This window comes from Streptomyces malaysiense, assembly GCF_000980885.2.
GTDB classification, from domain to species: Bacteria; Actinomycetota; Actinomycetes; order Streptomycetales; family Streptomycetaceae; genus Streptomyces; species Streptomyces malaysiense.
In genome coordinates, this window is the sequence record NZ_LBDA02000119.1 from 17198 (window position 1) to 30654 (window position 13457).

Below are 13457 nucleotides of genomic sequence, written 5' to 3' on the forward strand. Positions count from 1 at the left end.
TCACAGTTCCGCCTGCCCCCCGCCCTTCAGCATGCGCAGGTCGAACACCTCGGCCATCCTGGCGAAGCCGAGGTCGCTGGGGTGCAGATGGTCGCCCGAGTCGTAGTCGGGGCGCAGCCGGCGGGGGTCGTAGGGGTCGCGGAGGGCCCTGTCGAAGTCGGCGACCGCGTCGAACACCCGGCCCGCGCGGATCTGCGCGTTGATCTGCTGCCGGACGGTCTCGCGGGCGGGGGTCCAGCCCCGGTGGCCCCTGAAGGGCATCAGGGTCGCTCCGACGACCTTCAGGCCGTGCGCGTGGGCCTCTTGGACCAGGGTGCGCAGGCCGGTGAGGATGCGGTCGGGGCCGTTCAGGTTCTTGTCGCGCAGGATGTCGTTGATGCCGAGGTCGATGACGACCACCTTGGCGTCGGTGCGGGAGAGCGCGTCGCGTCCGAAGCGGCCGAGCCCGCTCTGGTTCTCCGCGGGGCGGCCGAGTCCGTCGGCGAGGACCTGGTTGCCGCTGATGCCCTCGTTGACGACGCTGTAGCGCGGCAGCCGCTGCCCGTCGGCGAGCGCGGAGCGCAGCCGGTCGCCGAGGACGTCGGGCCAGCGGCGGTTGGCGCCGACGGTGGAGGTGATGCCGTCGGTGATGGAGTCGCCGAAGACGACGACCGTGCCGTCGGCCTCGTTGCTGAGTACGTCCAGGGCGGTCAGATACCGCCAGTACGGGGTCTGTTGGGTGTAGGGGACACCGGTGGAGTCCTCGGTGCGGTCCCCGGCGGCGACGTAGGAGGTCTGCTGCGCGTGCGGGTGGTAGGTGACCGGGCCGGAGGGGGTGGGGGAGTACGTGGTGACGAGGACGTCGGTGCCGTGGGGTATGAGCAGGTGCACCGCGTCGCTGACGACCTGTTCGCCCGCGGGTATGACGACGTCGGTGGCGCCCCCGAAGGTGAGTCGTCGCATCGTGTCCGCGTCGGCCGCCGCGGTGGCGTCCCCTGCGGACAGGGCGAGCGTGGCGTGGGTGATGTCCAGCGGTGTGTGGCCGTAGAGGTTGGACAGTGTGATCCGGGCGCTCGTGCCGCCGGCGTCCGCGTGGACGACGTTGCGCACGGAGTGGCCGGCGAGGCCGGCCGTCTCGGTGCCCGGCTCGCCGCCGACGGGGGCGCTCGCCCAGGAGCCGACCCAGGTGCCGGTGGAGACGGGTGCGGCGGAGCCGTGGTGCGGGCGGTCGTCGGCGGTGGTGCCGCCGTGGGCGCGGTCGCCGGCCGCCGCGGTGACGTAGATACCGGCGCTGACGGCCACCACCAGCGCGACGAGCGCGCCGAGCAGGGCGAGGTACCTCGCGCGGTGCTGTGGTCGCTGCTGCTGTGCGCTGGGTGCCTCGGGGGCTTCGTCGTGCGGCCTGGTCACGCTCGTGCCGTTCTCCTCGGGAGAGGGAGCCTGCGGGCTCCGATCTTGATGGGTCCATGATGCTTCATGGGTCGGGCCGGGCTTCGTGGGCCCCTGGGCCCAGGCCCCCGCCGGAACAGACGCCGGGAACTCCTGTTCCGTTCCGGGAGTCGGTCATGAGGGGACAATTGTGCGCGGGATCACCGAACGGGTGGAGCTGATGGAACCTACCGAGACCGGAACTGCCGGACCGGCCGCGTCGTACCGGACGATGACGGCCTTCACTCCGGCCGACGAGGAGCGGCGGCGCGGGGTGCGGCGGATGAAGCTCACCGCGACGGGTCTGCTGCTGTTCGTGGCCGTGGTCTACGTGCTGTCCAAGCTGGCCGGGAACGCGGGCGCGGGGGCGTGGGCGGACTACGTCTCCGCGGCGGCGGAGGCGGGCATGGTGGGCGCGTTGGCGGACTGGTTCGCGGTGACCGCGCTCTTCCGGCATCCGCTCGGGCTGCCGATCCCGCACACCGCGATCATTCCGACCAAGAAGGACCAGCTGGGTGTCTCGCTGGGTGAGTTCGTGGGGGAGAACTTCCTGTCCCAGGACGTCGTGCGGCAGCGGTTGCGTGCCGTCGGCATCGGTGCCCGGCTGGGTGTCTGGCTGGCGGACCCGGAGCACGCGGACCGGGTGACGGCGGAGCTGGCGACGGCGTTGCGCGGCGCGCTGACGGTGCTGCGGGACTCGGACGTGCAGGCTGTGGTGGGGGAGGCGATCACCCGGCGGGCCGGGGCTCGGGAGATCGCGCCGGGGCTCGGCAAGATGCTGGAGAGGGTCGTCGCCGACGGCGGTCACAAGCGGGCCGTGGACCTGGTGGTCTCGCGTGCCCACGACTGGCTGGTGCTGCACGGCGACAATGTGATGGGCGCGGTGCAGGGCGGGGCGCCGGGCTGGACCCCGCGGTTCGTGGACCGCAAGATCGGTGAGCGGGTCTACAAGGAGCTGCTGCGTTTCTGTGCGGAGATGCGGGACATGCCGTCCCATCCGGCGCGTGGTGCCCTGGACCGTTTCCTCACCGACTTCGCCTCCGATCTCCAGTCGGACACCGAGACGCGGGCGCGGGTGGAGCGGCTCAAGGGCGAGGTGCTGGGCCGTGGTGAGGTGCAGGATCTGATCGCGTCCGCCTGGACGGCCGTACGGTCGATGATCGTCGCGGCGGCGGAGGACGAGCGCAGTGAGCTGCGGACGCGGTTGCGGTCGGCGCTGTTGTCCCTGGGTGCGCGGATGGCGAGTGAGCCGAAGATGCAGGAGAAGGTGGACGACTGGCTGGAGGGTGCGGCGGTGCACGTCGTGACCACGTACCGGGCGGAGATCACCTCTTTGATCACGGACACGGTGGCGGGCTGGGACGCCGAGCACACCACCCGGAAGATCGAGGCGCACATCGGTCGCGATCTGCAGTTCATCCGGATCAATGGCACGGTGGTGGGATCGCTGGCGGGGCTGCTGATCTTCACTCTGTCGCGGGCGGTGGGTGGCTGACGGCGGGTCGTTCCGCGCCTGGATCGGAGGCACCGGGGCACCCGTCGTCCTGCTGCCCTTCCGTTTCGGAGGGCCGTCCTTCGACGAGGAGGGTGTGAGTCGATGACAGGAGCCGAGAAGGCGTCGCCGGAATCCGGTGGCCGGGCCGGTGGTGGGGGCGGTGGGGCCGGTGGTGGCGCCGGCCGTGCCGACGGCGGTGGGCGGACGATCAGCACCGACATCCCCGCCCGCCTCGACCGCCTCCCGTGGTCCCGCTGGCACTGGACGATCGTGATCGGTCTCGGCACCGTGTGGATCCTGGACGGCCTGGAGGTCACGGTCGTCGGCAACATCGCCGGCCGGCTGGCCGAACCGGGCAGTGGGCTGTCGATCACGTCGGGTCAGATCACGGGTGTGGCCGCCGCGCTGTACGTGGCGGGTGCGTGTCTGGGCGCGCTGTTCTGGGGCCGGCTGACCGACCGTTACGGCCGCAAGAAGCTGTTCATGATCACCCTGGCGGTGTATCTGGTGGCGACGGCGTTGACGGCGGTCTCCTGGGAAGCCTGGTGGTTCCTGCTCTTCCGCTTCCTGACCGGCTTCGGTATCGGCGGCGAGTACGCGGCGATCAACTCGGCGATCGACGAGCTGATCCCGGCCCACTACCGGGGCCGTGTCGACCTGGTCATCAACGGCAGTTTCTGGCTGGGCGCGGTGGGCGGCTCGTTGCTGTCCATCGTGGCGCTGAACACCGGTCTGCTGCCGATGAACGTGGGCTGGCGGCTGACCTTCGCGCTGGGCGCCGTACTGGCGCTGGTGATCCTGCTGGTGCGGCGGCACGTCCCGGAGAGTCCGCGGTGGCTGCTGATCCACGGCCGGGAGGAGGAGGCGGAGGAGATCGTCACGGGTATCGAGCGGCAGGTTGAGGCGGACAAGGGCGTGCGGCTGCCGGTGACGGACGCCCGCCTGTGCATCCGTCAGCGTGAGAGCGTCACCTTCGGGGAGATCGCCCGGACGGTGTTCGGGCGGTACCGGCGGCGCGCGGTGCTCGGTTTCTCGCTCTTCATCGGGCAGGCGTTCCTGTACAACGCGATCACCTTCGGCTTCGGCGCCATCCTGACGAAGTTCTTCGCGGTGCCGACCGACCGTACGGGCTACTACTTCGCGGTCATCGCCGTCGGGAACTTCTTCGGTCCGCTGCTGCTGGGCAGGCTCTTCGACACGGTCGGCCGCCGGGTGATGATCTCCTCGACGTATCTGCTCTCGGGCCTGCTGTTGTTCGGCACGGCGTGGTTGTTCGACCGGGGCGTGCTCGGCGCGACGACGCTGACGGCGTGCTGGTGCGCGGTCCTGTTCTTCGCCTCGGCGGGTGCGTCCAGCGCGTATCTGACGGTGTCGGAGATCTTTCCGATGGAGACGCGGGCGATGTCGATCGCCTTCTTCTACGCCCTGGGTACGGCGGCCGGCGGCATCAGCGGCCCGCTGCTCTTCGCCGACCTCACCGGCACGGGCAGGGTGGGCGACACGGTCCTGGCCTTCTCCATCGGGGCGGCGCTGATGTGTGCGGCGGGTCTGGTGGCGGCGGCGCTGGCCGTGCGGGCGGAACGGCGGCCGCTGGAGGAGGTGGCGACGCCGTTGACGGCGGTGGAGCAGGGGACGGCGGCGTCGTCGGCCCCGGGTGCCGGCACCCAGGGCCCGCCGGCACCGCCACCGGCGCTGGGCAGGCCGTGAGTCCTTCGTGTGTCCCTCCTCCGTCCGCTCAGGCCTTGCGGTCGGCGACGGCCCAGGAGGCGAGGGCGACGGCGCCGGCGACACCGAGGACGGAGGGCCAGGCGCCGACCTTCTTGGCGAGCGGGTGGGAGCCGGCGAAGGCGCCGACATAGGCGGCGGTCAGCACACCGGCGGCGGTGTTCCCGGCGCGCTCGCGCCACTGCCGTGCGGCGGCGGCACCGGCGACGGCGAGTACGGCCCCGCCGAGCGGCCGCTTCTTCGTCCACCGGGCCACCCCGTACCCGCCGACGAGCCCGCTCGCGGCGACGACGGCGCTGGGAACCTTGGCCATGAATGCCTCCGAATGTCGTAGAGGGTCCCGAGGCTAACGCGCAGGGGGACGGGCTTACTTAACCTGAGTCGCAGCTTGTCAACTTTCCGACTGCGCGCTATATAAATACCCGTAGGGCATCGCACCCAGAACCTTGAGAAGGGAGTGACCCGTGATGCTCATGCGTACCGACCCGTTCCGCGAATTCGACCGACTCGCGCAGCAGGTACTCGGCAGCACCGACCGCCCGTCGGCGATGCCGATGGACGCCTACCGTTCGGGTGACGAATTCCTGGTCCACTTCGACCTCCCCGGCGTCGATCCGGAGACGATCGAGCTGGACGTCGAGCGCAACGTCCTCAACGTCCGTGCCGAGCGCCGCGGCCCCGCCCCCGAGGACGCGCGGACACTGGTCGCGGAGCGGCCGACGGGCACCTTCACCCGTCAGCTCTTCCTCGGCGACACCCTCGACACGGAGCGCATCGACGCCTCCTACGAGTCCGGCGTCCTGACCCTGCGCATCCCGGTCGCCGAACGGGCGAAGCCGCGCCGCATCCAGATCGCCGGCGGCACCCCCTCCCGCAAGCAGCTCGCCGGCTGACCCACGGGGCGGGGCGGGACCATGGTCCCGCCCCGCCTGGGCCGTCCGGCCCCCGGAGCACACCCACCCGTCCCGGTCCGCCCCTACGGCGACGGGGTACCGAACCCCCTGGACGTACCGGACGTCCGCGCGCCCCGCGGAAGGAGCCATGACGATGACCACGACGGTGCCGAAGCCCGCCCCACGGAACACCAGGGAGAACCCACCGGCACCGAAGCCCGCCCCGGCGACCGCCCGGACGGGCCCGGCGGTGCGGGAGACCGCCCCGGCGCCGGTCCGGGAGAACCCGGCGGTGCCGCGGGCCACCGTCCCGAGGACCACGTGGGAGACCCTGACCGAGGCCGTCCGCGAGACGGGCGGCTACCCGACCCGCGCGCAGGCCGAACACCTCACCCGCACCGTCCTCACCGCCCTCGGCACCCACCTCACCGGCGACGAACGCGTCGCCCTGGCCCAGTCCCTGCCCCCCGAGGCCGGCCACCTGATCGCCGCCCAGATCCCCCTGCCCCACCCCCTGACGGCCCGGGAATTCGTCGACGCGCTGTCCACCCGGCTCCCCGACTCCACCCCGGCAACGGCCCGCTGGGACGTCAGCTCGGTCCTGACGACGCTGTCCGACACGATCGGCCCGGCCCTGACCGACCAGGTGCTGTCTCAACTTCCGCGGGGCTACGCGTTGTTGTTCGGAAGGGCGGAGCTGACGGTCATGGCGTGACCGTCATCCGCGGGTGCCGCAGGTGCTGCTCGCCCCCGTGGACATGCAGCCTGAACGTCTCAGGACCAGGCCGCCCCGAGTCATCGAAGGCGTCGACAACCTCTTCACAGCGGCTGGTACCGCTCGTGGGGGAGAGCCCGGTCCCATACGGACGCGAAGGCCGAGACGCACAGTTCCACCACAGCCGGGTCGGTCACCAGTTCCTCACCAGTCATCGTTCCGTCACCGGCGAAGTGGTTGAACAGCACGAACTCGTCGTCGAACAGCCAGAAGTCGTTACCCGGCAGTGCGAGATCGGAGGCTTGCTTGCGGGGCAGCCAGCGGACGTCTTCGCCGGCCTTGACGTTGTGCGGATCGGTCAGCTCGTACTCGTAGCGGACATACGGCGAAACAGGTTCCGAGACGACACGGGCCCGCTGCACGGCCACACCTCTGGCGACCGTGGCGGAAACCAGCTGGATCCACCACGGCCAGCGCTCCGCCGGATCGAACCGGTTGCCGGCGGCCCACTGCCGGTAGTCCTCGTCGATCGCGTACGCGTCGCGCATCTCAAGGTGACGAGCGCTGTGCCGAGCTGAGTGGAAGAAGCCCTTGATCCCCGTCTTGGACAAGGCGGTTCACCTCCAGGAATGCCGAAGCCTCAGCTCTCCAACTGGCCCTTCCCAACGGCCTGCGAGAAAGCCTGCCAGGTCCTGCTCCGGAGAACGACGACTGGACCGCCGCCGTTCTTCGAGTCGCGCACGAGCACACCAGAGCCGATGAACGCCGTCTCTACGCACTCGGTCGCGTTGCCGCCGCTGTACGACGACTCGAGCCAGTGCGGCTACTTGGCCGATCGTTGCGTCAATGCGCCCAGGAACAAGCGCCACGGTGCAACCTTGATCCGAATCTCTGGGCCCTCTGTGTTCTTGGAGTCGCGTATGAGCGCACCGCCATCGACGGACGCGCACTCCACGCACTCGGTTCCGCTGCCGCCGCTGTACGAGGACTTGAACCACTGGGGCGCTGGGGGGGCGGTCATCTGGACTCCCTGCTCATGCGGTCGATGAGCTCAGCCGAGGACTCGAAATCAAGAGCCTGCGCACTGAGGTATTCGAACGCCAACCTATATCGATCCAACTCGGCCTGCTTCTCCATGAATAGGCCGCCGCCAAGAAGGTCCATGTACACCACGTCCAGCTCGGGTGAAGGACCTCGAAGGATGGCGAAGCTGCCCACAGCTGCCGCGTGCGCGCCTGTTGCGAAGGGCAGCACCTGGACGTTGACGTGAGGCAACTCCGAGACGGCGACGAGGCGTCGAAGCTGCCCCTGCATGGTCTCGGCTCCACCGACCTGTCGTCGTAGCGCTGCCTCGTCGATCACACACCAGATCCGCGGGGGCTCCTCCCGCTGAAGGATCTCCTGCCTCTTCATGCGGATGTCGACCATGTACTGAACTTCGCGTTCAGCACACTCCACTTCGGATGCGCGATGTACGGCCTCTGCGTAGGCGCGTGTCTGCAGCAGACCGGGGACGTACGCGCAGGCGTAGTGGTCTTCGCGGACTACCTCGTCTTCGAGAGTGAGCATGAGATTCATGGACTCGGGGATGGGGTCGGCGAGTGACCTCCACCACCCCTGAATCTTGGCGCCCTTCGCCAGCTCGACCAGAGCATGGCGCTCCTCGCTGGATGTGCCGTACTCCCGGCACAACGCGTCAACAACTGGCCACTTGACTGTGCCTTCCTTTGTCTCGTACCGACTGAGAGTCGCCTTTGAGATGCCGACACGTGCGCCTGCATCCTCAAGGGACATGCCCTTGAGCTCACGAAGTCGGCGCAGGTCGGCGCCAAGTTGACGGCGGCGTGTCGTGGGTCCGACGGGCATGCAGTGAGCCTTTCATGTCGATCCGGCAGATCTTGCTGGCCCGTTCATCGTGGTAGCAAGACAGAGTGCGCCGGGGGCGCACGGGAGGCTGCTGCACTCCCGCTTACCTCTCCTGAGAGTTTCATTTAGAGAGTTTCAGTGCGACTCTGAGTGTGTACTTCATAGCGCACTGCAACCTACCGTCTCGCGCAGGGAGTTGAAGGATGAGCTGCATCATCTGTGTGCCGAGGAAGCCGTGGAGCCTTCCCTTTATCGCGGTGCCTCGGGAGGTGGCCGTCCTGCGGCGTATCCTGCGGCTCCACCTGGACGTGTGGCAGGTGCCCGAAGTGGTCGACGTGGCCCAGGTCTGCGTCAGCGAGTTGGCTTCCAACGTGATCACTCACGTTGGTCTCGAAACCCCGGCCACTCTTGCCGTCTCTATGAACGGCAGCTACTTGCGTGTCGAGGTTCACGACCCTGATCCCCGCGCTCTGCCGACGCTGGTTCAGCCGCAGTTGGATAGCGAAGCCGGCCGCGGGATGGTCCTCATCGATGTCATGGCTGACCGTTGGGGTATCGAGTTGCACGCTGACCGCAAGGTGACATGGTGCGAGATGGCCACTGAGCTCCCCTTGACCTGTGTACACGCGGCTCGTCCCCTCATCGCCGCAGTGGACGACCTACTCAACAGCTACAGGGCGAAGAGAGGGGCGGGCCTGGCTGGTGCGGAATCTGAACCCCTGGCTCTTGTCGCGGCGGAGGAAGCGGCGATCGATATCATCGCCGACCTCCTCCGCTGGATGCAGGCGCATGGCCGCGATGCGGACGAGGTACTGGATCGAGCTCAGACGTACTTTGAAGCGCAAGCCAGGTAGCTCCTGAGGTTGAACTCATGGTGTCGTGCTGCTGGTCAGGCGGGTCTGATGGCCAGGCCGGTCTCGGCGAGGCAGCCGTCTATGAGGTGGCTGCGGTACTGGATGTGCCGTAGGCCGCGTCGGACGCGCTGGACGAGGTGTTCGGGAGTGCTGAAGGCGACGTTGGAGAGCCAGCCGCGTCGCAGCAGTGACCAGATGCCCTCGACGGGGTTGAGGTCAGGTGCGTAGGGCGGCAGGTAGTAGATGGACAGCCAGTCCCTGGCTTCCGCCCACTCCCGCAGGTCGGCGGCTTTGTGGACGTTGAGGTTGTCCCAGACGAGCACGATCGGGCCGTCGAGCTGCTGATGTGCGGCGGTCAGCAGGTCCCGGTAGTCCCGCCAGGAGAAGCTCTTGCGGCCGTCGCGCCGGCCGTCATCCCGGCGCGGCCGGTAGATCAGCCGGGACCGGTGGCCGGGCTTGTAGCAGGTCAGCGCCGCTATGGACACCCGTCTGCGGGAACGGCCGCGGACCCGCACCACCGGGGTCCGGCCGCGCTGGGACCAGGTCTTGGCCTGCGGCGGCGTCATGGAGAATCCGGCTTCGTCTTCGAAGACCAGCCAGGCTCCACGGGCCGCCGCGAGACTTCCGCGCAGGGCCACACCTCCTTCACCCAACCAGCCACCGCATTGTCGTCCCGCTCCATCGCGCGTCGGGCCGGAACCTGGCAGGACCAGCCGTTACGCACCAGCAGCTTCCGAACGCCCTGGATCGTGTAGGTCAGGTGGAAGCGCCGGCCGATCACCGTCTTCACGCGGCTCAGGGTCCAGCGTTGGTCCTCCCAGCCATGCGCGGCCGGCCCCTTGGCCAGTTCCGCCTCCAACTGTGCGAACTGCTTCTCGCTCAGCCTCGGAAGCGACGCCGGCCCCTGCGACCGCAGAGCCCGCGGACCGCCCTCGTCCCACGTCCGCCGCCACCGCTGCACCGACCTGACGCTGACCCGAAGGTCCTTGGCGATCACTGCACTCGCCTCACCCAGGGCGAACCGTTCCGCAGCCTGGAGTCGTAACCCCTCGCGGAACTGCTGCCGTTCGGCGGTCAGCCCGCCCCCTTGTGGATACCGCATGCCCCGGTGATACCGCAGCGGACGACCAGCCGTCAGCTCCTACGACACCACGAGTTCAACGTCAGTCACCCACTGGCGATCGCGCCGGAGTACGACCACACGTCGGCTGGGATCTCATGCTGCAGATCCCAAGTGATCGCCATCGGCTTGCTTCCGCTGTGTTTCACGTAAGTGGCGGGACCTAGGAGCATCCAAGGCTCGGACTTACGGATGCTGTTCTCCTTGTAACGACGCAAGAACAGCAGAACGTGACTACCTCGTTCGGTGTGGTGTTGATAACGCAAACCGGTCCGTGAATTCTCAGACGTGTTGCTCTGGGACTCCCAGTGGAAGCGGGTTGGGCTGATTGCGTAATCCCTATAACGGGTGCTTGGGGAGAAGTCTCGCTCGTTCTTCTCCGAGGTGATGAAGAGAGCGTCAGTCTGGATTTCCTCCACCCAGCTAACTCCCTGACTGAAAACGCCTGGCATTTGCCCCCCCAGCCGTGCCACTCCGAGGGCTGCCAGGATCTCTGAGCGGTTGTATGAGCTGTGGATCTTCAGAGGGAGATGACTGAGTGGGGCGCTCAGAGAGATGGGGAAATGATCAGTGCGGTCCAGGACGTAGGTGAGAACCTGCTGCAATTCGTCACGGACTCGCTCCTGGGTGCGCAGAGATTCGAGTCCCTCTCGATAGCTGGAGAAACCTCCCGCCTTGTCCCACAGGTTGAAGAAGAGCATGCGAGCATACGCTTGTTCCGTCTGAGGGAGTGAGTCGTAGTCGGGAGCGTCATCTGCGAGGAGGCGAAGGTATACCTGGGCTCGTATCGGATCGTCGACGTGCAGGAACGCGTGGACACGTTTGAGAAGTTGATCCTCGCCTGGCAGTAGGGGTTCCTTGACGATGCCCGCCTTGCGTAGAACCCTGGTCCATGAATTATCGCTTTTGTAAAGCTCCTTAATGTCTCGTCGACTCTCTCGCAGATAGGCTTCGATTTTAGGCGTGCTGAAGTCTCGAACCTCCTTCGCTAGCGTGTTGATCGTTGCGTTCAGTTGTGTGCGAATGTTGTTGAGGATGAGCTCTTTGGATTTACCTTCCAAGATAATCTGGCAGCCAGAAGGGAGCTGTGGAAAGTCGCGTTCGATGCTCTCGATGAGACGGTTGCGTGACAGGTTTGTTAGCGCTCGGAATTGCTCCTCGAAGCGGAACTCTGCCCGATGTTGACCGATGAAGTCGAGGACGGTCAGAACGGGCTTGTTCGGCGTGCGTCGCAAGCCGCGTCCGAGCTGTTGAAGGAAGACGGTTGCACTGTTTGTGGGGCGCAGTAGCAGCAGAGTGTCGACCTCAGGGACGTCGAGACCCTCGTTGAACAGGTCGACAGAGAAGATCACTTGTACTCGGCCGGCCTTGAGGTCGCTGAGTGTCCGCTCGCGCTCGGCGGGCGAGGAATTGCTGTCGAGGGCGGCGGCCTGAAAACCGGCTTTGCGGAATTCCGTGGCCATGAAGTGTGCGTGTGCCTTGGTCACACAAAACCCCAATGCGCGCATAGCAGAGGGATTTGAGATTTTATCTGTGACCTGTTTGATCACGATGAGGGCACGCGCATGGCTCGCCGTGAGGAGGTTGCCAAGTTCGTCTCTGTCGTAGCTACCTGCTCGCCAACTCAGCTGCGTCAGGTTTGTTCCGTCCGGGATTCCGAAGTAGTGGAAGGGGCAGAGCAGGTCTGCCTCCAGCGCTTCCCATAGCCGCAGTTCGGCCGCGATTCGGCCATCAAAGAACTCATCTTGGACGTTTAGCCCGTCCATGCGCTCAGGAGTCGCTGTTAGTCCGAGGAGTTGGGCAGGTTCGAAGTGATTGAGAATTCGGCGGTATGTGCCCGCTGTGGCATGATGGAATTCATCGATTACGATGACGTCAAAGTGTCCCGGGTCTAGCCGTTCCAGCCGCTGCAGGTTAAGAGATTGAACACTCGCGAATACGTGCTCCCAGTTTCTGGGTTCTCGTCCGTTGTAGAGCATTTCGCCGAATGAGGCGTCGGCTAGTACTTCCTGGTAAGTGCGTAGCGACTGCGTGAGAATCTCTTTGCGATGTGCCAAGAAGAGTAGTCGAGGAAGTTCTCCGCCGTTTTTATCTCGTATGGCGCGGTAATCCAGTGCAGCCATGATTGTTTTGCCGGTGCCCGTAGCGGCGACCAAGAGGTTCTCGCGATGGCCACGAATCTCGCGCTCTACCTGGAGGCGTTCTAGCATGTCCCGCTGGTGAGGAAAGGGCTGTACTTCGAGTCCGGATAGGTTGATCTTGAGATCATTGCCCGGTCGATCTCCGCCTGCACGGGCCAGTGCTTCGTCGAGACGTTTTCCGTCCTTATGTGGGTCGTATGCCTCAAAGGCTGAGTCGTCCCAGTAGGCGTCAAAGGTTGCTTCGAACTTGTCGAGCACCCGAGGTGTGGCGACGGAGGAGAGTCGGACATTCCACTCCAGGCCGTCGAGAAGCGCGGCCTTGGAGAGGTTGGAGCTGCCCACGTATGCCGTGTTGAAGCCGGTGTTTCGGCGGAACAGCCAAGCTTTCGCATGCAGGCGTGTTGACCGTATCTCGTAGTTGATCTTTACTTCGGCATCGAATTCGCGAGCCAGGCGATCCAGGGCATGCCGATCGGTGGCTCCGATGTAGGTCGTGGTGATGACACGGATCGGGGCTCCCCGCTTCTTCGCTGCGCGGAGTGAGTCTTCGAGTACCCGAATGCCATGCCACTTTACGAAGGCGCAGAGCAGGTCGATGGAGTCGGCCGTGGCGAGCTCTGCCCGCAGCTCGGCGCCGAGGTTGGGATCGTCCGGGGCGTTGGTAATCAGCGCAGTTTCGGACAGAGGTGTCAGAGGGCGGATTGTATAGACGCCGGGGGCCTCCTGCTCGGCGAGCGCGAGCAGTTGGCGGGGTCCGTCAGCGATGGTCACGCCCAGCTCGTCTTCGTCCGGATCGGGCGCACTGGCAGCCAGTGCCCGCATGATCTGGTTGGCAGCCGCTACCCGCTTTCCGGGGGGAAGCTGCGCAAGCCTGCGTGCTGCCACTTCACCAATATGGCGAGCCAGTACGTACGGTGTGGACTCCGCGCTGACCTCGGCTTCGATGGCCTTCCAGCCCGCGGCTTCGAGTCCTCCGATCTGATCGCGCACGTCTTGCGTGACGAGCTCCTCGTAGACGCCTGGATGCCTCAATCCCCCGGGTTCCGGCACGTCTGCTCCCCTCACTCTTCAGTTCGATGTGGAGTTTTTCTAGCAGTAGTCACTGACAGCCGAGGCCTTGAGGCGTGAAAAAAGCGCCCACAGGCATAGGTCAGTGCAGGAGGTGGCCACCGCGCTGGACTCCTACGTCGGCTGACGTCAATGGCCCCCGGGCCATCCTCAGGGACTTTGCGTGTTGCGGT

General features: G+C 66.4%; 12 protein-coding genes and 1 pseudogene. 5 read left to right on the plus strand and 8 right to left on the minus strand.

All coding sequences use genetic code 11. The features are described 5' to 3' along the window. Positions 1 to 1389: an SGNH/GDSL hydrolase family protein gene (locus VT52_RS33730; RefSeq protein ID WP_079175449.1), complete on the minus strand. Its 1389-nt coding sequence runs from the start codon at positions 1387 to 1389 to the stop codon at positions 1 to 3. 199 nt (positions 1390 to 1588) lie between these two features. Between VT52_RS33730 and VT52_RS33735 the strand changes: the two genes are divergently transcribed. Both VT52_RS33735 and VT52_RS33740 read left to right on the plus strand, forming a co-directional pair. After that, a complete protein-coding gene (locus VT52_RS33735; protein ID WP_107481531.1) occupies positions 1589 to 2902 on the plus strand; it encodes a DUF445 domain-containing protein in 1314 nt (437 codons plus the stop codon). A gap of 102 nt (positions 2903 to 3004) precedes the next feature. Continuing rightward, positions 3005 to 4609 (plus strand): MFS transporter, encoded by a 1605-nt coding sequence (locus VT52_RS33740; protein ID WP_079175450.1) that lies wholly within the window; start codon positions 3005 to 3007, stop codon positions 4607 to 4609. A gap of 28 nt (positions 4610 to 4637) precedes the next feature. Here the strand turns inward: VT52_RS33740 and VT52_RS33745 are convergent, their stop codons facing one another. Beyond that, on the minus strand, positions 4638 to 4940 hold the full coding sequence (locus VT52_RS33745; RefSeq protein ID WP_046427818.1) for a hypothetical protein: 303 nt from the start codon (positions 4938 to 4940) through the stop codon (positions 4638 to 4640). A 154-nt stretch (positions 4941 to 5094) separates the two neighbouring features. Between VT52_RS33745 and VT52_RS33750 the strand changes: the two genes are divergently transcribed. Next, on the plus strand, positions 5095 to 5520 hold the full coding sequence (locus VT52_RS33750) for an Hsp20/alpha crystallin family protein (protein ID WP_206306679.1): 426 nt from the start codon (positions 5095 to 5097) through the stop codon (positions 5518 to 5520). A 148-nt stretch (positions 5521 to 5668) separates the two neighbouring features. Continuing rightward, positions 5669 to 6235 (plus strand): DUF2267 domain-containing protein, encoded by a 567-nt coding sequence (locus VT52_RS33755; protein ID WP_338059214.1) that lies wholly within the window; start codon positions 5669 to 5671, stop codon positions 6233 to 6235. 104 nt (positions 6236 to 6339) lie between these two features. On the opposite strand, the gene VT52_RS33760 is transcribed toward VT52_RS33755, so the two are convergent. From VT52_RS33760 to VT52_RS33765, 4 genes and pseudogenes are all read right to left on the minus strand, one after another. Next, positions 6340 to 6846, minus strand: a complete 507-nt coding sequence (locus VT52_RS33760) for a DUF6879 family protein (protein ID WP_046428237.1) — start codon at positions 6844 to 6846, stop codon at positions 6340 to 6342. Between the two features lie 29 nt (positions 6847 to 6875). Then, a pseudogene (locus tag VT52_RS36465) lies at positions 6876 to 7043 on the minus strand (DUF397 domain-containing protein); the annotation flags it as partial. A 15-nt stretch (positions 7044 to 7058) separates the two neighbouring features. Next, complete coding sequence (locus VT52_RS36470) at positions 7059 to 7256, minus strand: DUF397 domain-containing protein (protein ID WP_079175451.1); 198 nt, start codon at positions 7254 to 7256, stop codon at positions 7059 to 7061. Beyond that, positions 7253 to 8101, minus strand: coding sequence for a helix-turn-helix domain-containing protein (locus VT52_RS33765; RefSeq protein ID WP_046428234.1), 849 nt, complete (start codon positions 8099 to 8101; stop codon positions 7253 to 7255). The genes VT52_RS36470 and VT52_RS33765 overlap by 4 nt, the downstream gene beginning before the upstream one ends. A 203-nt stretch (positions 8102 to 8304) precedes the next feature. Between VT52_RS33765 and VT52_RS33770 the strand changes: the two genes are divergently transcribed. After that, positions 8305 to 8955 (plus strand): ATP-binding protein, encoded by a 651-nt coding sequence (locus VT52_RS33770; RefSeq protein WP_046428229.1) that lies wholly within the window; start codon positions 8305 to 8307, stop codon positions 8953 to 8955. 35 nt (positions 8956 to 8990) lie between these two features. Here the strand turns inward: VT52_RS33770 and VT52_RS39835 are convergent. Then, positions 8991 to 10057 (minus strand): IS630 family transposase gene (locus VT52_RS39835; RefSeq protein WP_420856325.1). Its coding sequence is split into 2 segments (ribosomal slippage): positions 8991 to 9608 and positions 9611 to 10057, totalling 1065 coding nucleotides; the frame shifts between segments, so codons are not numbered across the junction. A 65-nt stretch (positions 10058 to 10122) separates the two neighbouring features. Beyond that, positions 10123 to 13266 carry a DEAD/DEAH box helicase gene (locus VT52_RS33785; RefSeq protein WP_046428224.1) on the minus strand — a complete coding sequence of 1048 codons (3144 nt, stop codon included), beginning with the start codon at positions 13264 to 13266 and terminating at the stop codon, positions 10123 to 10125. Positions 13267 to 13457 lie beyond the last annotated feature (191 nt).

Excerpts from the sequence above, each read along its gene's own strand:
- VT52_RS33770 (WP_046428229.1), top strand. The coding sequence starts at position 8,305 with ATGAGCTGCATCATCTGTGTGCCGAGGAAGCCGTGGAGCCTTCCCTTT.
- VT52_RS33745 (WP_046427818.1), bottom strand. The coding sequence starts at position 4,940 with ATGGCCAAGGTTCCCAGCGCCGTCGTCGCCGCGAGCGGGCTCGTCGGC.
- VT52_RS33740 (WP_079175450.1), top strand. The coding sequence starts at position 3,005 with ATGACAGGAGCCGAGAAGGCGTCGCCGGAATCCGGTGGCCGGGCCGGT.
- VT52_RS33735 (WP_107481531.1), top strand. The coding sequence starts at position 1,589 with ATGGAACCTACCGAGACCGGAACTGCCGGACCGGCCGCGTCGTACCGG.
- VT52_RS33765 (WP_046428234.1), bottom strand. The coding sequence starts at position 8,101 with ATGCCCGTCGGACCCACGACACGCCGCCGTCAACTTGGCGCCGACCTG.
- VT52_RS33750 (WP_206306679.1), top strand. The coding sequence starts at position 5,095 with ATGCTCATGCGTACCGACCCGTTCCGCGAATTCGACCGACTCGCGCAG.
- VT52_RS36470 (WP_079175451.1), bottom strand. The coding sequence starts at position 7,256 with ATGACCGCCCCCCCAGCGCCCCAGTGGTTCAAGTCCTCGTACAGCGGC.
- VT52_RS33755 (WP_338059214.1), top strand. The coding sequence starts at position 5,669 with ATGACGATGACCACGACGGTGCCGAAGCCCGCCCCACGGAACACCAGG.